Source organism: Cellulomonas chitinilytica, from assembly GCF_016862675.1.
GTDB classification, from domain to species: domain Bacteria; phylum Actinomycetota; class Actinomycetes; order Actinomycetales; family Cellulomonadaceae; genus Cellulomonas; species Cellulomonas chitinilytica.
The window spans coordinates 308,350-327,429 of sequence record NZ_BONK01000001.1; the positions used below are offsets into that span (position 1 = coordinate 308,350).

15 protein-coding genes are annotated in these 19,080 nt (G+C 74.0%); 3 read left to right on the forward strand and 12 right to left on the reverse strand.

What is annotated here, in order from left to right; genetic code table 11:
- Nucleotides 1–11 precede the first annotated feature (11 nt).
- Nucleotides 12–833 carry an LOG family protein gene (locus Cch01nite_RS01495; protein WP_203747627.1) on the reverse strand — a complete coding sequence of 274 codons (822 nt, stop codon included), beginning with the start codon at nucleotides 831–833 and terminating at the stop codon, nucleotides 12–14.
- Nucleotides 834–935: 102 nt separating this feature from the next.
- A complete protein-coding gene (gene dapE / locus Cch01nite_RS01500; RefSeq protein ID WP_203748120.1) occupies nucleotides 936–2,027 on the reverse strand; it encodes a succinyl-diaminopimelate desuccinylase in 1,092 nt (363 codons plus the stop codon).
- A gap of 182 nt (nucleotides 2,028–2,209) precedes the next feature.
- Here dapE and dapD point away from each other — a divergent pair, with 182 nt between their 5' ends.
- Together dapD and Cch01nite_RS01510 are read left to right on the forward strand one after the other, a co-directional pair.
- A complete protein-coding gene (dapD, locus tag Cch01nite_RS01505; RefSeq protein ID WP_203747628.1) occupies nucleotides 2,210–3,151 on the forward strand; it encodes a 2,3,4,5-tetrahydropyridine-2,6-dicarboxylate N-succinyltransferase in 942 nt (313 codons plus the stop codon).
- A gap of 3 nt (nucleotides 3,152–3,154) precedes the next feature.
- On the forward strand, nucleotides 3,155–4,060 hold the full coding sequence (locus Cch01nite_RS01510; protein WP_203747630.1) for a hypothetical protein: 906 nt from the start codon (nucleotides 3,155–3,157) through the stop codon (nucleotides 4,058–4,060).
- A 64-nt stretch (nucleotides 4,061–4,124) separates the two neighbouring features.
- On the opposite strand, the gene Cch01nite_RS01515 is transcribed toward Cch01nite_RS01510, so the two are convergent.
- The 3 genes from Cch01nite_RS01515 to fdxA form a co-directional block, all read right to left on the reverse strand.
- Nucleotides 4,125–5,423, reverse strand: a complete 1,299-nt coding sequence (locus Cch01nite_RS01515) for a citrate synthase (RefSeq protein WP_203747632.1) — start codon at nucleotides 5,421–5,423, stop codon at nucleotides 4,125–4,127.
- 181 nt (nucleotides 5,424–5,604) lie between these two features.
- A complete protein-coding gene (dapC, locus tag Cch01nite_RS01520) occupies nucleotides 5,605–6,750 on the reverse strand; it encodes a succinyldiaminopimelate transaminase (RefSeq protein ID WP_203747634.1) in 1,146 nt (381 codons plus the stop codon).
- A 10-nt stretch (nucleotides 6,751–6,760) separates the two neighbouring features.
- Entirely contained in the window at nucleotides 6,761–7,087 is a 327-nt protein-coding gene (gene fdxA, locus Cch01nite_RS01525) for a ferredoxin (RefSeq protein WP_203747636.1), read from the reverse strand.
- A 131-nt stretch (nucleotides 7,088–7,218) separates the two neighbouring features.
- Here fdxA and Cch01nite_RS01530 point away from each other — a divergent pair, with 131 nt between their 5' ends.
- Nucleotides 7,219–7,491, forward strand: a complete 273-nt coding sequence (locus Cch01nite_RS01530) for a hypothetical protein (protein WP_203747638.1) — start codon at nucleotides 7,219–7,221, stop codon at nucleotides 7,489–7,491.
- Nucleotides 7,492–7,495: 4 nt separating this feature from the next.
- On the opposite strand, the gene Cch01nite_RS01535 is transcribed toward Cch01nite_RS01530, so the two are convergent.
- From Cch01nite_RS01535 to Cch01nite_RS01565, 7 genes are all read right to left on the reverse strand, one after another.
- On the reverse strand, nucleotides 7,496–11,005 hold the full coding sequence (locus tag Cch01nite_RS01535) for a VanW family protein (RefSeq protein ID WP_203747641.1): 3,510 nt from the start codon (nucleotides 11,003–11,005) through the stop codon (nucleotides 7,496–7,498).
- Between the two features lie 172 nt (nucleotides 11,006–11,177).
- Complete coding sequence (locus Cch01nite_RS01540) at nucleotides 11,178–11,681, reverse strand: flavin reductase family protein (RefSeq protein ID WP_203747644.1); 504 nt, start codon at nucleotides 11,679–11,681, stop codon at nucleotides 11,178–11,180.
- Nucleotides 11,678–12,157 (reverse strand): hypothetical protein, encoded by a 480-nt coding sequence (locus tag Cch01nite_RS01545; RefSeq protein WP_203747647.1) that lies wholly within the window; start codon nucleotides 12,155–12,157, stop codon nucleotides 11,678–11,680. Before Cch01nite_RS01545 ends, Cch01nite_RS01540 begins: the two co-directional genes overlap by 4 nt.
- 5 nt (nucleotides 12,158–12,162) lie before the next feature.
- A complete protein-coding gene (locus Cch01nite_RS01550) occupies nucleotides 12,163–13,116 on the reverse strand; it encodes a PIG-L family deacetylase (protein ID WP_203747649.1) in 954 nt (317 codons plus the stop codon).
- Nucleotides 13,117–13,131: 15 nt separating this feature from the next.
- Nucleotides 13,132–15,072 carry a translational GTPase TypA gene (gene typA / locus Cch01nite_RS01555; RefSeq protein ID WP_203747651.1) on the reverse strand — a complete coding sequence of 647 codons (1,941 nt, stop codon included), beginning with the start codon at nucleotides 15,070–15,072 and terminating at the stop codon, nucleotides 13,132–13,134.
- A 68-nt stretch (nucleotides 15,073–15,140) separates the two neighbouring features.
- Entirely contained in the window at nucleotides 15,141–16,961 is a 1,821-nt protein-coding gene (locus Cch01nite_RS01560) for an ABC transporter substrate-binding protein (protein WP_203747653.1), read from the reverse strand.
- A 170-nt stretch (nucleotides 16,962–17,131) separates the two neighbouring features.
- Nucleotides 17,132–19,027, reverse strand: a complete 1,896-nt coding sequence (locus Cch01nite_RS01565) for an ABC transporter ATP-binding protein (protein ID WP_203747655.1) — start codon at nucleotides 19,025–19,027, stop codon at nucleotides 17,132–17,134.
- Nucleotides 19,028–19,080 lie beyond the last annotated feature (53 nt).

The following is a 19,080-nucleotide window of genomic DNA, read 5'->3' on the forward strand; positions in this document are numbered from 1 at the left end:
AGGCCCGCCCGTCACCGGGTGGTGCTCTCGGCCGCCTGCTGGGCCTGCGCGGTCGCCGCGGCGGCGCGCTCCTCCTCGGCGCGCAGCTCCGCGCCCCGTTCCAGCACGATCGCGACCGCCTCCTCGGCGGTGTCCACGAGCTTGATGAGGTCCAGGTCCACGGGAGAGATCATGCCGCGTTCCAGCACCGGTCCGGAGGCCCATTCGATGAGGCCCCTCCAATAGTCCGTGCCCACGAGGACGATCGGGAAGCTGATGACCTTGTGGGTCTGCACCAGGGTGAGCGCCTCGAACAGCTCGTCGAGCGTGCCGAACCCGCCGGGCAGCACCACGAAGCCCTCGGAGTACTTCACGAACATCGTCTTGCGCGCGAAGAAGTAGCGGAAGTTCACGCCCAGGTCGACGAAGTCGTTCATGCCCTGCTCGAACGGCAGCTCGATGCCGAGCCCGACCGACAGGCCGCCCGCCTTCTTGGCGCCGCAGTTCGCGGCCTCCATGATCCCGGGGCCGCCGCCGGTGATGACCGCGTACCCGGCCTCCGCGAGCCGGCTGCCGACCTCGACCCCGAGCGCGTAGTCCGGGTGGTCGACGGGCACACGGGCGGAGCCGAACACGCTCACCGCCGGACCGACCTCCGCGAGCGCGCCGAAGCCCTCCACGAACTCGCTCTGGATCCGCATGACCCGCCACGGGTCGTCGTGCAGCCAGCTGGCCGGGTCGGTCCGGCTCAGCAGCCGCTGGTCGGACGTGGTGGTCGGGATCTGCTGCCCGCGCAGCAGCACCGGACCCTTGCGGTAGCCGTGGCCCGGAGCGGGCTGACCGTCGTCGCTCATGCGTTCGACTGTAAGCGCGTGAACCGCGCGGACGCGCCGCCCCGAGCGGGTGATGAGCGGCTGTCGCCCGTTCGTCGCAGAGCCGTCACCGGCCCGACACCGTCAGGCGGTCAGCCAGGCCCGCAGGGCGAGGTGCGACACCGCGATCTGCGACACCGGGCAGCGCTCGTCCGCCTTGTGCGCGAGCAGCGGGTCGCCCGGCCCGAAGTTGACCGCGGGGATGCCCATCGCCGAGAACCGGGCGACGTCCGTCCAGCCGTACTTCGGGGCCGGCACGCCGCCCGTCACGGCGAGGACTGCTGCGGCGAAGTCACGTGCGGCGGGGTCGTCGAGCCCCGGGCGGGCGCCGGGTGCGGCGTCGACGACCACCACGTCGTACCCGTCGAGCAGCTCGCGGACGTGCGCCTCGGCCTGCTCGACCGACGTCGACGGGGCGAAGCGGTAGTTGATCGTGACGACGCACGCGTCGGGGATGACGTTGGCCGCGGTGCCGCCCGAGATGAGCACGGCGTTGAGGCTCTCGCGGTAGACGAGCCCGTCGACCTCGACGGACCGGGGCTCGTACTCCTCGAGCCGCCGCAAGACCTCCCCGGCGGCATGCACGGCGTTGCGCCCCACCCACGCGCGTGCCGAGTGGGCGGCGACGCCCTCGAGCCTGACCTCGAGCCGCATCGTGCCGTTGCAGCCCCCCTCCAGGCCGCCCGCCGTCGGCTCGCACAGCACCGCGAAGTCCGCGGCGAGCCAGTCCGGGTGCTCGCGCGACAACCGACCCAGGCCGTTGAGGTCCGCGGCGACCTCCTCGTGGTCGTAGAACACCCACGTGACGTCGTGCGTCGGGGTCGCCAGCTCCGCGGCCAGTGCGAGCTGCACGGCGACGCCCGCCTTCATGTCGACCGTGCCGCGACCCCAGATCTCGGCGTGCACGCCCTCGCCGACCACGTGCGTCGGCAGGTTGTCGGCGATCGGCACCGTGTCGAGGTGCCCGGCGACCACCACACGCGTCGGCCGGCCCGTCGACGTGCGGGCCACGACCGCGTCGCCGTCCCGCAGCACCTCGAGGTGCGGGTACGCCCGGAGCGCCTCCTCGACGGCGTCCGCGATCGCCCGCTCGTCGCCGCTCACCGACGGCAGGTCGCACAGCGCCCGCGTGAGATCCACGAGATCGCCGTCCAGGTCCAGGCGCACCGTCGGCACCGCCGTGGGGTCGGACGTGGGGGCGGCGGGTGCGGGTCGGTCGGTCACACGAGAGACCCTAGCCCGGCGCGACGCAGGCCCTCCGGCCCGCCGCCTGCCCCGCCCGCGCACGCGGGAACCGGCCCGTCATCCGCGTCGCCGACGGCACGGGAAGCGGTCGCCGTTGTCCTAGGGTTGGCGCCATGACTGCGCGCACGGCGTGGGGCTTCGGCCTCGCCACGGTGACCCACGACGGCACCACCCTCGACGTCTGGTACCCCGCCCCCGAGCTCGGCGCTCCCGCCGACGACGCGGACGCACCGGCCGACCTCACGGCCGCCGAGCGGACCGACGACCTCCGCGGCGTGCGGGTCGAGGTGGTCCGCACCGTCGTCGACCTCGACACGCCCCCCGTCGACACCGCGGACGCGTACCTGCGCCTGCACCTGCTCTCGCACCGGCTCGTCGCCCCGCACGGCCAGAACCTCGACGGCATCTTCGCCGTGCTGCCCAACGTCGTGTGGACCGACCGCGGCCCGTGCGCGGTCGACGGCTTCGAGACCACCCGGGCCCGCCTGCGTGCCGCGACCGGGGTCCCCGTCAGCGTCCTCGGCGTCGACAAGTTCCCGCGGATGGTCGACTACGTCGTCCCGTCCGGCGTCCGGATCGCCGACGCGGACCGCGTGCGGCTCGGCGCCCACCTCGCGCCTGGGACCACCGTGATGCACGAGGGCTTCGTCAACTACAACGCGGGCACCCTCGGCACGTCGATGGTCGAAGGACGGATCTCCGCCGGTGTCGTCGTCGGCGACGGCTCCGACATCGGCGGCGGCGCCTCGATCATGGGGACTCTGTCCGGCGGCGGGCGCGAGGTCGTCTCCATCGGCCGCCGCAGCCTGCTCGGCGCGAACGCGGGCGTCGGCATCCCGCTCGGCGACGACTGCGTGGTCGAGGCCGGCCTGTACGTCACCGCCGGGACGAAGGTGACCCTGGTCGGCGGCGACGAGCCGAAGATCCTCAAGGCCCGGGACCTCGCGGGCGTCGACGGCGTGCTGTTCCGCCGCAACTCGCTCACCGGCGGCGTCGAGGCGGTCGCGCGTCAGGGTTCGGGCGTCGAGCTCAACGCCGCCCTGCACGCCAACTGACGGGTGGCTCGCCGAGGGGCACGCCGCCGCCGCGCCGCCCGCGCCGGGTGCGGGCTCGTCGTCGTGCTCGTCGTGCTCGCGGCCGCCGTGGGCGTCGTCGTGACCGTCCTGCGCCAGCACGACGCCACGCCGGTCGCCGAACGGTGCGCGGCGGACGTCGACGGGACCCGGTGGTTCCTCGACCCCGACCAGTCCGACAACGCCGCCCTGGTCGCCGCCGTCGGCGTCCGGCGCACCCTCCCGGCCCGCGCGGTCACGATCGCGCTCGCCACCGCCCTGCAGGAGTCGAAGCTCCGCAACCTGCCCGGCGGCGACCGCGACTCGCTCGGCATCTTCCAGCAGCGACCCTCGCAGGGCTGGGGGACGCCCGAGGAGATCCTCGACCCCGTGTACTCGACGGGGCGGTTCTATGACGGGCTCACCCAGGTCGACGGCTACGAGCAGCTGTCCGTCACCGAGGCGGCCCAGGCCGTGCAGCGCTCCGGGTTCCCCGACGCCTACGCGCAGCACGAAGGGGTGGCCCGGGCCTACGCGTCCGCGCTCACCGGGTGGTCGCCGAACGCGCTGACCTGCACGCTCGCCGACGCCCAGCCCGGCAGCGGGTCGGCGCAGGCGCTCGTCGACCGGGTCCGGCGCGACCTCGGCGACCTGCCCGCGCAGGTGCAGCCCAGCACCGACGGCGAGATCGACGTGTCGATCGACGCCGGGCCCCTCGGGCCCGAGACCGACCGGGACCGGCTCGGGTGGGCCGTCGCGCAGTGGGCGGTCGCCGTCGCGCAGCCCCTCGCGGTCACACGTGTCGAGGTCGCCGACCAGGTGTGGGACCGCGGCGAGGGCGACACGTGGTCGACCGTGCCCGACGCGGAGCCCGTCAGCCCCGGAAGCGTCGTCGTGACGCTCGCCGGCTGATCAGCGGGCGTCCACCGGCACGTAGTCCCGGGCTCGCCTCACGCGGCCGCCGCGGCGGTCCCGATCAGCGGGCGTCCACCGGCACGTAGTCGCGGGCTGTCTCCCCCGTGTAGATCTGCCGCGGGCGGCCGATCTTCGTCTGCGGGTCGAGCATCATCTCGCGCCACTGGGCGATCCAGCCGGGCATCCGACCGAGCGCGAACAGCGGTGTGAACATCCGCTCGTCGAAGCCCATGGCCTTGTAGATCAGCCCGGTGTAGAAGTCGACGTTCGGGTACAGCTTGCGGGAGATGAAGTAGTCGTCGCTGAGCGCGATCTCCTCGAGGCCGCGAGCCAGGTCGAGCAGCTCGTCGTCCTTGCCGAGGGCCGCGAGGACCGCGTCGGCGCTCTTCTTCACGATCGCCGCGCGCGGGTCGTAGTTCTTGTAGACGCGGTGGCCGAAGCCCATGAGCCGGACGCCCGGCTCCTTGTCCTTGACCCGACGCATGAAGTCCGTGGCGTCGCCGCCGTTCTGCTGGATCTCGGTGAGCATCTTGAGCACGGCCTCGTTGGCGCCGCCGTGCAGCGGGCCGGACAGGGCGTTGATCCCCGCGGCCACCGACGCGTACAGGTTGGCCTGCGACGAGCCGACGATGCGGACCGTCGACGTCGAGCAGTTCTGCTCGTGGTCCGCGTGCAGGATGAGCAGCTTGTCGAGCGCCTGGACCACCACCGGGTCCGGGTCCCACTGCTGGTAGGGGACCGCGAACGTCATCCGCAGGAAGTCCTCGACGTACCCGCGCGAGTAGTCCGGGTACAGCAGCGGCTCACCCTTGGAGGCGCGGTGCACGTACGACGTGATGGTCCGCGTCTTCGCGAGGATCAGCACCGTCGCGAGCTCGACCGTCTCGGGGTCCTGCGGGTCCAGCGACTCCGGGTAGAACGTGGACAGCGCGTTGATCGCCGACGACATCACGGCCATCGGGTGCGCGTTGCGCGGGAACGTCCCCATGAACGTGCGGAAGTCCTCGTGCACGAGCGTGTGACGGTTGACCCGCTCCGTGAACGCGTCGAGCTCCGTCGGCGTCGGCAGCGCGCCGTGGATCAGCAGGTACGCCACCTCGAGGAACGTCGCCTGCTCGGCGAGCTGCTCGATCGGGTAGCCGCGGTAGCGCAGGATGCCCGCGTCGCCGTCGATGTAGGTGATCTTCGACTCGCAGGACGCGGTGTTCATGAAGCCGGGGTCGACGGTGACCAGGCCGGTGTCGCGCAGCAGCGACGAGACGACGATGCCGTCGTTCCCCTCGGTCGCAGGCACGATCGGGAGGTCCCGCGACTGGCCGTCCACGATCAGCTGCACCGGCGCGGTCACGACATCCGACATGGTGTTCCTTCCTGCGACGACCGGCTGTGGCGGGGGTACCGCGTGGAGCAGGTGGTCGATGACGGCGGCCGGTGGCCGGCGGCTCGGGGGCCCTCGTTGGCCAGCCTCGACGGTACCTGCGGCTGGCGTGCCGTGACGAATCCTCGGAGGGTCCGTCTCGGTGTGACGCCGCTCACAGCCGTCAGGCTCCGGTCAGCCGTGCGGCCGCCTCGGCCACCCTGTCGTCGGTCGCCGTCAGCGCCACCCGGACGTGCCCCGCGGCTCGTGCGCCGTAGAACGCACCCGGCGCGACGAGGATCCCCAGCTCGGCGAGGTCACCGACCGTGACCCAGCAGTCCTGCGCGCCGTGCTCGGGGCGCACCCACAGGTACAGGCCGGCGTGCGACCCGTCGACCGCGTACCCCGCCCCCTCGAACGCCGCCCGGAGCACCTGCCGCCGCCGCCGGTACCGCTCGCGCTGCTCCGCGACGTGCTCGTCGTCCGCGAGCGCCGCCGCCGTCGCCGCCTGCACCGGGCCGGGCACGATCATCCCGGCGTGCTTGCGCGTCTCGAGCAGCCGGCCGACCAGCTCCGGGTCGCCCGCGGTGAACGCGGCGCGGTACCCCGCGAGGTTCGACTGCTTCGACAGCGAGTACACGGCGAGCAGACCCGTCAGGTCGCCGCCCGTGACGCGAGGATCCAGCACGCTCGGCACGCCGGACGACGCCCACGGCTCGTCCCAGGCCAGCTCCGCGTAGCACTCGTCCGACGCGACGACGACCGGCGCGCCCTCACGCTCCGCGGCTGCGCGGGCGGCGTCGACCACCGCGCGGAGCTCGTCGACCCCCAGCACGCGGCCGTCCGGGTTGCCCGGGGAGTTCAGCCAGACGAGCCGGACGCCCCCCTCGGCGAGCCGCGCGACCGGGTCGGACGTCGGCTCCGGCGTCGCACCGGCGAGGCGCGCCCCCACGTCGTACGTCGGGTACGCCGTCGCCGGGTGCAGCACCACGTCGCCCGCACCGAGGCCGAGCAGCGACGGCAGCAGCGCGACGAGCTCCTTCGACCCCACCGTCGGCAGCACCGCGGCCGGGTCCAGGCCCGGCACCGACCGCCGGCGCGCGAACCACGCGACGACCGCCTCCCGTAGCGCGGGAGTGCCGTGCGTGAGCGGGTACCCCGGCGAGTCGGCCGCCGCCGCGAGCGCGTCGCGCACGACAGCGGGCGTCGGGTCCACGGGCGTCCCGACGGACAGGTCGACGAGACCGCGCTCGTGCGCACGCGCACGTTCCGCGTACGGCACGAGCGTGTCCCACGGGAAGTCCGGCAGCGTGCCGGTCAGCAGGCCCATCCGGGCGCGGTCAGGCGTCGTGCACGCGCAGCGGGAGCGTCGCGATGATGGGGTGGTCCTTGTCGATCTCCCCCATCTTCGCGGCACCACCGGGCGAGCCGAGGTCGTCGAAGAACTCGACGTTCGCCTTGTAGTACTCGCTCCACTGCTCCGGGACGTCGTCCTCGTAGTAGATGGCCTCGACCGGGCAGACCGGCTCGCACGCACCGCAGTCCACGCACTCGTCCGGGTGGATGTAGAGCGAGCGCTTGCCCTCATAGATGCAGTCGACCGGGCACTCCTCGATGCACGCCTTGTCCTTGACGTCCACGCAGGGTTCGGCGATCACATAGGTCACGGCAGAGTCCTCCACTGAGCAGGGGGTCCTATTATCCCTCACATGCCCGCCGCCGTGACGCGGTGTCCACGACCGTCGACGAACGGCCAGGCACCCCCGCCCACCAGCACCGCGACCCCCCGGCGGTCCGCATGAGCACCCCGACCGACGCCTGGCGTGGCTGGGCTCCCGGCGTCCGGGTCGTCGTCCGGCGCCGTCGCGACGACGTCCCCGACGACGCACCGCCCGCCCGGTCCGGCGGGGAGCCGCGGTACACCGACGTGCTGGGCGACCTCATCTCCGTCGACGACGACGGTGTGCTCGTCCGCACCCGGCACGGCGACGTGCACGTCCCCGCGGCCGACATCAGCCTCGCCAAGACGGTGCCGCCGGCCCCACCCCGCAGGGGCAGAGCCGGCGGCTGAGACGCTACGGCGTCGGCGTCGCCGCCGGCGGTGCGCCGCAGATCACCTTGTTCTGCGGCTTGTACCGCGTCGTCCTCGACTCCGTCTTCTTCAGCTCCGTGCCGAGGTACGTCTTGCGCGTCACCGTCACGCTGAAGCCCGGGTTGCCCGCCGCGGACGACTCGCACGTCGGCGACTGCGAGTACACCGTCGTCGGCGCCACGACGCCCGAGCGCGCGCTCGTCGTCGACTCGACCGTCCAGTACTTCGTCCCCCACAGCCGGACGTACGTGCGGCCACCCGCGGTCCACGCCTGCACGAGCGCGCCGTACGGGGTGTTGTTCTTCCACTTCATGTCGATCGAGCCCGTGAAGATCGTCGCCTCACGACCCTCCGGGTAGCGCGCGAACCACTCGCTGTGCGGCGTGTGCGTGATGTCCTCCATGCCCGCGAGGTACGCCGCGTTGAACGTCGTCGTGGACAGCTGCGACAGGCCGCCGCCCCACGCGTCGGTGTGCTCGCCGCTGATGATCGCGCCCGCCTCGACGAACCCGTGCGCCGCATCCACCGGGCCGAGCGCCTCGGTGAGGCTGAACGTGTCGCCCGGCTTGATGAGCGTGCCCGTGATCTTCGCCGCGCCGTTCGAGATGTTCGTCGTGCGGCGGGGCTCGGACGTCAGCGGCGTCGAGAACTCCGCGACGACCTCCTTGATGCCGAGCGCCTCCAGCTCAGCGGTCGACTCGGCCGGGTCGGCCTGCACGAGCTCCACGTGCGCCGTCCGGTCGCCCGCCCCCGCCGCCGTCGCGACCGCCGTGGCCAGCGCCGCCGGGTCGAGCGACGTGCCCGGCGTGCCGGGCACGATCACGGGCGCGTCGTTCTGGAACTCGAAGTGCGCGTCCGCCGACTCGGTGAGCAGGTCGGGGAGCTGGGTCAGGACGTCCTTCGCGAGCCCTTCGCCGTTGAGCTGGAGCACGAGCGCGCCGTCGGTGGGCGTGAACGAGGCGTTCGCCGCGAGCGTCTCGGGCTTCAGGACGGCCAGCCGGTCCGCCACCATGACGGACACCGGGCCGGACGTGAGCGCGCGGGCGGCACCGGTCATCGCCGCGTCCGTCTCCGCCTGGGTCACCGCCGGCTCGACGACCTCCGTCGGCAGGACGACGGGACGCTCCGCGCTGATCCACCCGTCCGTGAGGACCTGGACCGCACCGTCCTCGTCGAGCTTCCAGCCGTCCACGGCGGCCGTCGACTTCGGTGCCGCGTCGACGAACACGACCGTGCCGTCCACCGGGGCGAGCGCGAGCGACGAGGTGAGGTCCTCGACCGCGGCCGCGAGCTTGTCCTCGTCGACGTGCGACGTCGCCGGGTGCTCACCCTCGCCGACGATCTGCCGCCACAGGTGCGCAGGGTCCGCGAGGTGCGGACCCGTGAACGTCGCGACCGTCGCCTCCGCATCGAGCACGAGGCCCGCCGCGGTCGGGTCGATCGTCGCCTGGACGTCGTTCGCGACGACCGGGATCGGCTGCGTCGTCGCCTCACCGAGCTCCGACGTCAGCCGGTCCACGGCGGCCGCCGAGGAGAGGCCGCCGATGTCGACGCCGGCCACCGTCGCACCGCGCGCCACATGGTCCGCGAGCGCGTACGACGCACCAACGTACGCGCCGCCGAGCACGACGACCACACCGGCCGTGATGAGCAGCCGCCGCGGCCAGCGCCGGGTGCCGTCCTCCGCGTCGAAGTCGTCCAGCGGCGACGCGGGTCGCTCCGGACCGCTCGACTCCGGGCCCGTGACGACCGGGCCCGACGGGATGCGCGGCGCGGTCGACGGCGCACCGCTCTCGACCGGCGCGAACGGGCCACGGGGCGGCGCGGCCTGCGCGGGCGCGGGTGCGGGTGCGGGTGCGGGTGCCGACACGGACGTGCGCACGGGCGGCGCGGGCGGCGGGGTGACGGGCGGTGCGACGACGGGCGGCGCAGCGGCGGGCGGCGCGGTGTACGTCGGCGGGGCGAATGCGGCCGGGACCTGCTGCGGGGCGACCGGCTGGGGAGCGACCGGCTGGGGGGCGACCGGCTGCGGGGCGACCGGCTGCGGGGCCGCAGGCTGCAGCCCGACCGCCGGCGCCGCAGCGGCCACGGTCGGGACGACGGGAGGCGTGACGACCGGGGTCGCAGCGCCCGGCGCCACGACGGTCGGGCCAGCCACCGGCGGCGCGGCCACGACCGGCGGGCCGGCGACGGGCGTCGCAGCAGCAACCGGCGCACCAGCGACCGGCTGACCGGCAGCGGCCGGCTGACCGGCAGCAACCGGCGGACCGGCGACGGGCGGCGCGGCACCGACCGGCGCACCAGCCACGGGCGGCGCGGCAGCAACGGGCCCAGCGGTCGTCGGGCCAGCACCGGCCGGGGGCACGGGGGCCGGCGAACCGCCTGGAGATGCCGCCGGGGCAGGCTGCTCCGCCTGCGCGACCGCGGGGACGACCCGCTCGGCGGGCGCGACCGGCTCAGCCTCGACGACGGGTTCTGCCTCGGCGACCGGCTCAGCCTCAACGACCGGCTCAGCCTCAACGACTGGCTCAGCGGCGGCCACCGGCTCCTCGTCGACGTCCTGCCTGGCGTCGGCGGGCGGCCCGGTGTGCGTCGCCGGCTCCGGGTCAGCGACGGGACGAACGTCCGTGCCGGGCTCGGCGCCGGTGACCGACTCCCCCTCGGCCGGAGGCCCGGCGTGGGTGACGGGGTGCGAGCCGACGACCGGCTCGACGGCCTCCGGAGCGGTGCGGCCCTCGTCCGCGCCCGCCTCGTCGAGGTCCGCCTCGCCGGAGGTCGTCTCGTCGGACACCGTCTCGACGGATGCCGTCTCGACGGACGCTGCCTCGTCAGAGGCCGTCTCGTCAGAGGCCGTCTCGTCAGAGGCCGTCTCGTCAGAGGCCGTCTCGTCAGAGGCTGCCGCATCCGGTGTCGCGTCATCCACGACGGTCTGGGCAGCGCCCGACGCGGCGGAGCCGGAGCCACCCCAGACGGGCCACTCGGGGCCGCTCGACGCGACATCGGGAGCATCGGTCGCCTCGTCGGACGTCACCCCGGCGCCCGGCGCGAGCGCCTCGGGCTCGGCGTCGTCGAACGGGTCGCCGGCCACGTCCGCGCCCGCCACCTCGACGTCGTCCTCGTGGGTCGTGGTGGCGCCGTCCGTGCCGGCGCCGGTCAAGGCTGCGTCGTCCGCGTCACCGGCGTCCGCCGCGGCTGCGACGTCGATGCCGGTCGGGTCGTCGGCGACCGTCGGCTCGGGCTCCGCGGGCGGTGCGGTCGCGGCGGTCGCGTCATCGAGGTCCGTGGGAGCACCCTCGGTCGGAGCGTCGCTCGGTGCGGCGTCCGCCGCGTCGCGGCTCACGGAGCCGTCCGTCGCGCCGTCCGAGGCGCCGGCGCCGTGCGGCTGCGGTGCCGTCCCGTTCGTGTGCGGGACGGGCTTGCGCACCGGGTCCGTGGTGCCGGGACCCGGCCGAACGGCCTGCTCGGCGTCGTCGAGGTCGGTGCCGTCGGTCATCGTGCTCCCCTGCTGCTGAAGGTGCGCGTGGCCCGCGCCCGGGCGATTCTAGTGGCGGTACCCCGACCATCAGGGTCTTCGCGCGCGGTGCGGCGACCTTCTCACCTCGTCGTCACACGACCCGCCCGGCCCGTGCACGTCACGCGCGCGGTGCGCGGGGTCGCGGCGGCCGTCAGGAGACGGGCCGGACGCGCCCTCTGAGGTGCACGAGCCCCCCGGCGCCGGGCCGTCCCTGCTCGACGGCCTCGACGAGGCCGACGACGACATCATGGTCGCCTGCGCTGTGCACGGCGTACGTCCGGCAGTCGAACCACGCGGCGGCGCCGTCGATCCATGCGCTCCCGGACACGGGCGCGGTGCGGTGCGGGACGCGGGCGAGCTGGTCGATCGTCGGCCGGCCGTAGGACGAGAGCCAGTCGGCCGTCGGGGCCTGGTCGTCGGCGAGGACGCTGACGGACCAGGTGTCCACGTCGTCGAGGGCGTCCCGGAGCCGGGCGTCGGCGTGCACGCAGAACAGCACGAGCGGCGGCTCGAGCGAGACGGACGTGAACGAGCTGACGGTCGTCGCGTGCACCGTCCCGCGCCACGCGAGCGTCACGACGGCCACGCCTGCCGGGAGGCGTCCGACGGCGGCCCGCAGGTCGTCCGGCGCGACGCCGCGCTCCTCGGTCGTCACGGTGCCGTGTCGTCCCCGGCCTCGAGGACCGGGTCTCCAGCGCCGACCGCGCCCGGCTGCGCGACGGGCTCGGGCCACGGCGTCGTCGACGCCGACGTGACGGCGGACGGTCGCTCCACGGGCGGGTCGACGAACAGCCGCCGGGGCGCGGCCGCGACCCCCAGCACGACGACGACCGCACCCAGGACCCAGACCCAGCCGATCGCCTGGCCGGCGGGCATCAGCACGTCACCGCCGGGGCCCTCCCGCGCGAGCAGCTGCGTGGACCCGAGCACGCCCAGGGCGTAGGCGACGAGCGTCGGCCACCCGTCCCAGGCGCGGGCGACGACGCCGGCGGTCGCGACGAGCGCGAGGCACGCGACGACGCCCCACGGCTGGACGCTGCGGTGCATGAGGGTGCCGACCGTGCCGACGGCGACGCCGAGCACGAGCGCGACGAGCGCCTTGCCGACCCTGCCGGCGGTGAGGGGGTGCACGCGCGTCAGGCTACCGGCCGCACGCCGGTGGGCCAGACGACGGCCGCACCCGAGCCGGCGACGACCCGGTAGTCCTCGGTCGGCAGGACGGGTGCGAGGACGTCGTTGCTGAGCGCGTAGCAGCCGACCAGGTCGCCGACGCCGTCGATCGGCCGCACGGCGTGCACCTGGGTCGCGTGCGCCCGCAGGGCGGCGAGCACCCGGTCCCGGACGGGGAGGACGTCGACGAGCAGGTCGACCGCCTCGTCGGGGACCGCGACGGACGGCAGGCCGTCGCCGGGCGCGGGGAGAGTGAGCCCGTCGCGCGCGGCGCCGAGTGCGATCCGGACACCCGAGCCGTCGAGGGCGTGGCGCGCGGCCCGCAGCGCACCGGCGCGTTGCGCGGCCCACAGCACCACCGGCGCGGGCGCCGCCGGCAGCCCGGCGTCGGGGAGCACGGCGAGCTCGAGCGCGCGCATCGTCACCTGGTGCGCGCGCACGTGGTCCGGGTGCCCGTAGCCCCCGGCGGGCTCGTACGTGACGACGACGTCGGGGCGTCGTGAGCGCAGGACGTGGGCGAGCCGTGCGGCGGCCTCGTCGAGCGGGACGGCGACGAAGGCCCCGGCGGGGACGTCGTCGGCGCTGCCCGCCCGGCCGGCGGCGAGCCAGGCCATGCCCGAGTCCTCGTAGCGGGCGCCGGCGGGCGGACCGACCTCGTCGAGGAAGACGTGGTCGGGGACGCCCAGGGCGGCCAGCGCCGCCTCGAGCTCCGCCTCGCGGTGCGCGGCCAGCGCGGGCCCGTCACCCTCCAGGTGGGCCAGCCCGGCACCGATCACCTCGCCGCGCTCCCCCCGGGTGCACGTCACGAGCGTGACCGGGCCGCCGGACGCCGCCCACGAGGCCAGCAACGCACCGGTGGCCAGCGACTCGTCGTCCGGGTGCGCGTGCACCGCGACGAGACCGCCGGCCACCAGGGTCATCTCCTCAGGCGGAGATCAGGACTTCTTGTTGCGCGCCGTGATGCGAGCGCGCTCCGTCTGGTCGAGGACGACCTTGCGGATGCGGACCACCTCGGGCGTCACCTCGACGCACTCGTCCTCGCGTGCGAACTCGAGGGACTCCTCGAGCGTGAGCTTGCGCGGCGGCACGAGGTTCTCGAAGTTGTCCGCCGTGGAGGAGCGCATGTTGGTGAGCTTCTTCTCCTTGGTGATGTTGACGTCCATGTCCTCGTTGCGGGAGTTCTCGCCGACGATCATGCCCTCGTAGACCTCCTGCGTGGGGTCGACGAAGAACGAGCCGCGCTCCTGCAGGTTGATCATGGCGAACGGCGTCGCCGGGCCGGGGCGGTCGGCGACGAGCGAGCCGTTGATGCGGGTCTCGATCGGGCCGGCCCACGCCTCGTAGCCCTCGGCGATCGACGAGGCGATGCCGGTGCCGCGGGTGTCCGTGAGGAACCGGGTGCGGAAGCCGATGAGGCCACGCGCCGGGACGAGGAACTCCATGCGGACCCAGCCGGTTCCGTGGTTCGACATCGTCTCCATGCGGCCCTTGCGCTGCGCGAGGAGCTGGGTGACGGCGCCGAGGTACTCCTCGGGGACGTCGATCGTCATGCGCTCGACGGGCTCGTGGATCTTGCCGTCGATCTTCTTCGTGACGACCTGCGGCTTGCCGACCGTGAGCTCGAAGCCCTCGCGGCGCATCTGCTCGACGAGGATCGCGAGCGCGAGCTCGCCACGGCCCTGCACCTCCCACGCGTCGGGACGCTCGGTGGGCACGACGCGGAGCGAGACGTTGCCGACGAGCTCCTTGTCGAGGCGGTCCTTGACCTGGCGGGCGGTGACCTTGTGGCCCTTGCCGCCCTTGCCGGCCAGCGGGGACGTGTTGATGCCGATGGTCATCGAGATGGCCGGGTCGTCGACCGTGATGAGCGGCAGCGGGCGCGGGTCGTCCGGGTCCGTCAGCGTCTCGCCGATAGTGATGTTCTCGATGCCCGCGACGGCGACGATGTCGCCGGGGCCGGCCGACTCGGTGGTGACGCGCTCGAGGGCCTTCGTCTCCAGCAGCTCGGTGATGCGGACGTTCTGCAGCGTGCCGTCCTGGCGGGCCCACGCGACCGTCTGGCCCTTGCGCAGCTCGCCGTTGAAGATGCGCAGCAGCGCGAGCCGGCCGAGGAACGGCGACGCGTCGAGGTTGGTGACGTGCGCCTGCAGCGGCGCACCCTCGGTGTACGTGGGCGCCGGGATCTTCTCGAGGATCGTGCGGAACAGCGGCTCGAGGTTCTCCGAGTCCGGCAGGCCGCCGTCGGCGGGCTGGTTCATCGACGCACGACCGGCCTTGGCGGCGGCGTACACGACGGGGACGTCGAGGATCGCGTCGAGGTCCAGGTCCGGCACGTCCTCGTGCAGGTCGGACGCGAGGCCGAGCAGCAGGTCGGTCGCCTCGTGCACGACCTCGTCGATGCGGGCGTCAGGGCGGTCCGTCTTGTTCACCACGAGGATGACGGGGAGCTTCGCGATGAGCGCCTTGCGCAGCACGAACCGCGTCTGGGGCAGCGGGCCCTCCGACGCGTCGACGAGCAGGACGACGCCGTCGACCATCGACAGCCCGCGCTCGACCTCGCCGCCGAAGTCGGCGTGGCCCGGGGTGTCGATGACGTTGATCGTGATGCCGTCGGGCTGGCCGAACTCCGCCGCCGCCGGGCCGGAGTACCGGACCGCGGTGTTCTTGGCGAGGATCGTGATGCCCTTCTCCCGCTCCAGGTCGCCCGAGTCCATCGCGCGCTCGTCCACGTGGGCGTGGGATCCGAACGCGCCGGACTGCCACAGCATGGCGTCGACGAGCGTCGTCTTGCCGTGGTCGACGTGCGCGACGATGGCGACGTTGCGCAGGTCGGAACGCACGCCGGTCGTGGTCACCACAGACGTGGGCTCAGGCATGGGGGAACTCATCTCAGGAGGTGGGGAGGGCGCCGCGTCGTCGGGCGCCGACCGATTCTACCCGCCTGTCACGATGCGGGCGTGCGCGCCCAGTCCCACCACGATGTGAGGTCCGCCCGGCCGAGCGTCAGCAGCGGCACGGCGGGGACCGTGGGCAGCCGGTCGGCCGTGCTCGGGTCCGCCTTGCGGGTGGCCACGACGACCGGGGTGCGGACGACGGACACGGCGGCGCCGCCGTCGGCGAGGGCCTGCGCCACGCTCTGCGCGGCGGTCGCGACCTGCGCGGGGTCGACGGTCGCGGCGAGCGTGTCGAGCGCGGTGTCCAGCGCCGGGTCGCTCCAGCCCGTGACGTTGGTCGCGCCCTTCGTCCGCCACCGGTCGACGACCGACGCGACGGGCAGGTCGCCCTGCGTCACGGGGACGAGAGCGGCGTCCCACGCGTCGGGCGCACCCAGCAGGTCGGCGGCCACCCCGAGGTCGGGCGTGTAGGGCTCGACGGTGAACCCCGCGTCCGCGGCGGCCGCGGTCAGGGCGTCGAGCGCCTGGTGCCGCACCGGGTCGTCGCCGTTGGTGAGGACGCGCACGGTGACCGGCGTCGTCACGCCCGCCTGCTCCAGGAGGTCCGCGGCGGCGTCGGGGTCCGCCGACGCGGACGCGGTCACCTCCCCGAGCTCGGGCCCGACCGAGGGCAGCATCGCGTCGGACACCGTGGCGTCCGGCCAGAGCGGCACGACGGCGTCGGCGACGACCGTGTCCCGCGGCACGGCCAGCAGGAACGCGCGACGGACCGCGCTCGCGACGGCTGCGTCGCCCCCGTACGTCGCCGGGTCGAACGCCCCACCGCCGGCCACCTGGAGCTGGAGCTGGAGGGTGCTGTCCCCGCCGGTGGTGACGACGGCGCCGTCGACCTTCTCCAGCGCGTCCAGCACGTCCGGGGTGTCCAGCGGGGCGACGACGTCGGCCTCGCCGTCGGCCAGCGCGTCGACCGCGTCCAGCGGGTGCAGGTCGCTGCGGACCACGACCGTGTCGAACGCCGCCGGGCTCGGGCCCGTGTACTCGTCGTTGCGGACGAGCTCGACGCGGCCGTCGGGGACCACGTCGCTGATCTTGTACGGGCCGGTCGACACGGCGCGCGACGGGTCGTCCGCGAGCACCGTCGCGTCGAACGACGTGCGCCACGCGGCCGACACCGACCGCAGCGCGACCGGGTCGGCCGACGTGATGGCCGTCGTGACCGCGGCAGCGGCCTCCTGCGGGTCCTCGATGTCGAGCGCGGCCGCGCCGACCACGTGCGCGGGCACACCGACGTCGAGCGCCGTCTGCCAGTCGGCCACGGGCGACGCGTAGGTGAGCGTCACGGTCGCACCGTCGACCGCCGGGACCTGCTCGACGTGCACGAGCGCCGGCGACGTCGCCGCGAACGCGACGCCCTCGTCGAGCGCGTCCTCGTTCGTGATCTCCCCTGCGTCGTCGAGCTCGGGGACGACGGTGTCGAGCTGGCCGCTGCGCGCCGCCCACTCCAGCAGCAGGTCCGCCGGGGTGACGGGCGTGCCGTCGGACCACGTGGCCGAGTCGGCGATCGTGTAGCGGACCGTCAGCGGCGAGTCCGAGAGCTTCTCGATCGTGCCGAACGCCGGGTCCGGCACGGCCTCGCCGTCCTCGTCGAGCGACACGAACCCGCCCTGCGCGAGCCCCCGGACCAGGGTGCTGCCCGGGCTGCGCCCCTCGACCGTGCCACCGTTCAGCGACAGGAACGGTGCGCTCACCGCGACGACCACGGTGCCGGCGCGCTCCGGGTCCGGCTCGGGTCCGGTGCATGCCGTGAGCGCCAGGACCAGCCCCAGCACCGCCGCGAACCCGGTCGCCCCCTGCGTGAACGCCCTGCGCACCGCGCCTCCCGATCGTCGCTCCGACCGGCGCGGATGCCGGCCGGACAAGGTTCCGGGCGGCCACGACCTGCCCCCCGCATGCGGGTGTATCGGTCATCGCCGCCCGGAACTGAACTCTGCCGGACGAATCGGGTGCACGGGTCCGTGCCACGCGGGCACGGACGGGTCGATCAGTTGCCCGGCAGACGCCGCGAGTTGCGCACCTCGTAGTCGCCCTTGAGCTGCTCTTCGGCCTCGTCGCTCTCCGCGACGGCGTCCTGGTGCCCGATCTCCGAGTCGCGCGCCGAGAGCTCGGCCGCCGCCTCCTCGAGCAGGCGGTCGCGGACCTCCCGACGGAGCTTCTGCTCGGCGGGGTTCGGCACCGGCACCGCGGCGAGGAGCCGCTTGGTGTAGTCCTGCTGCGGGTTGCGCAGGATCGTGTCGCGCTCCCCCACCTCGACGAGCTGGCCCTTGTTCATCACCGCGATGCGGGACGACAGGATCTCGACGACTGCGAGGTCGTGGCTGATGAACAGGCACGCGAAGCCGTACTCGCGCTGCAGCTCCTGGAACAGGTCCAGGACGCGGGCCTGCACCGACACGTCGAGCGCGGACGTCGGCTCGTCGGCGATGAGCAGCTTGGGGCTCAGGGCGAGCGCACGGGCGATGCCGACACGCTGGCGCTGGCCGCCGGACAGCTCGTGCGGGTACCGGTTGCGCATGCCGCGCGACAGGTGCACCTGGTCGAGCAGGTCCTCGACGCGCTTGCTGAGCTCCGCCCCCTGCGCGATCTTGTGCAGCTTGAGGGGCTCGCCGATGGACTCGCCGATCGGCAGGCGCGGGTTCAGCGACGAGCCCGGGTCCTGGAAGACGATCGACACGTCCTGCCGGACCGCACGCAGGTCCTTCGGCTTGATGCCGGCCAGCTCCACGCCGTTGACCTGCAGCGACCCACCGGCGACCGGGAGCAGGCCGACGGCGGCACGCCCGACGGTCGTCTTGCCCGAGCCGGACTCGCCGACGAGTCCGACGACCTCGCCGCGGCCGATCGACAGGTCCACGCCGTCGATGGCCCGGAACGCCGGCACGCGGCCGCGCGACGGGTACTCGATGATCAGGTCCTTCGCGACGAGCGCGTCACCCAGGCCCGTGGCCGGCGCGGGCGCGGGCGCCGTCACCGGCGACGTCGCGACGGCAGGACGGTCCGCGACGGCCGTGCCTGCCGTGCCGTCCGCCGGCGCGTCCTCGGTGATCTGCGACCCCAGGTGGGGCACCGCCTCGAGCAGCTGGATCGTGTACGGGTGCTTCGGGTGGTTGAAGATCTCGTCCGCGGTGCCGTGCTCGACGACCTTGCCGTTCTTCATCACCATGACGCGGTCCGCGAGGTCGGCGACGACACCCATGTCGTGCGTGATGAGGACGATGCCCGAGTCGATGCGGCTGCGCAGGTCGCGCATGAGCTTGAGGATCTCGGCCTGGACCGTGACGTCGAGGGCCGTGGTCGGCTCGTCGGCGATCAGCAGCTTCGGGTCGCACGCGAGGGCCTGCGCGATCATCGCGCGCTGCCGCTGCCCGCCGGAGAGCTGGTGCGGGTACTTGTCGACGGCCGCCTCGGGGTTCGGCAGGTCGACGAGACGCAGCAGCTCGACCGCCCGGGCCCGCGCCTCCTTCGGGCCGATGTCGAAGTGCACGCGCAGCGTCTCGACGATCTGGAAACCGACCGTGTAGACGGGGTTCAGGGCGGTCATCGGCTCCTGGAAGATGACCGCGACCTCCTTGCCGCGCACGGACGAGAGCTGCTTGTGGGTCAGCCCCAGCAGCTCCTTCCCGCCGAGCTTCGCCGAACCCGCGGCGCGCCCGTTCGGCGGCAGCAGCCCGATCAGCGACATCGACGACTGCGTCTTGCCGGAGCCCGACTCGCCCACGATCGCGAGGACCTCACCGGGGCGGACGTCGTACGTCACGTCGATCGCGGCGGGGTACCACGCGCCGTCGACGAAGAACTCGACCGTCAGGTCGCGCACCTCGAGGATCGGGGCCTTCGTCTGCGGGTCGGCGCCTGCCGGCTCCAGGGTCTGCGTGCTCACGGCTGAGGGGTTCCTTCCGTCCGTGCCGGGGTCCTGGCCCCGGGAGCGGGTCG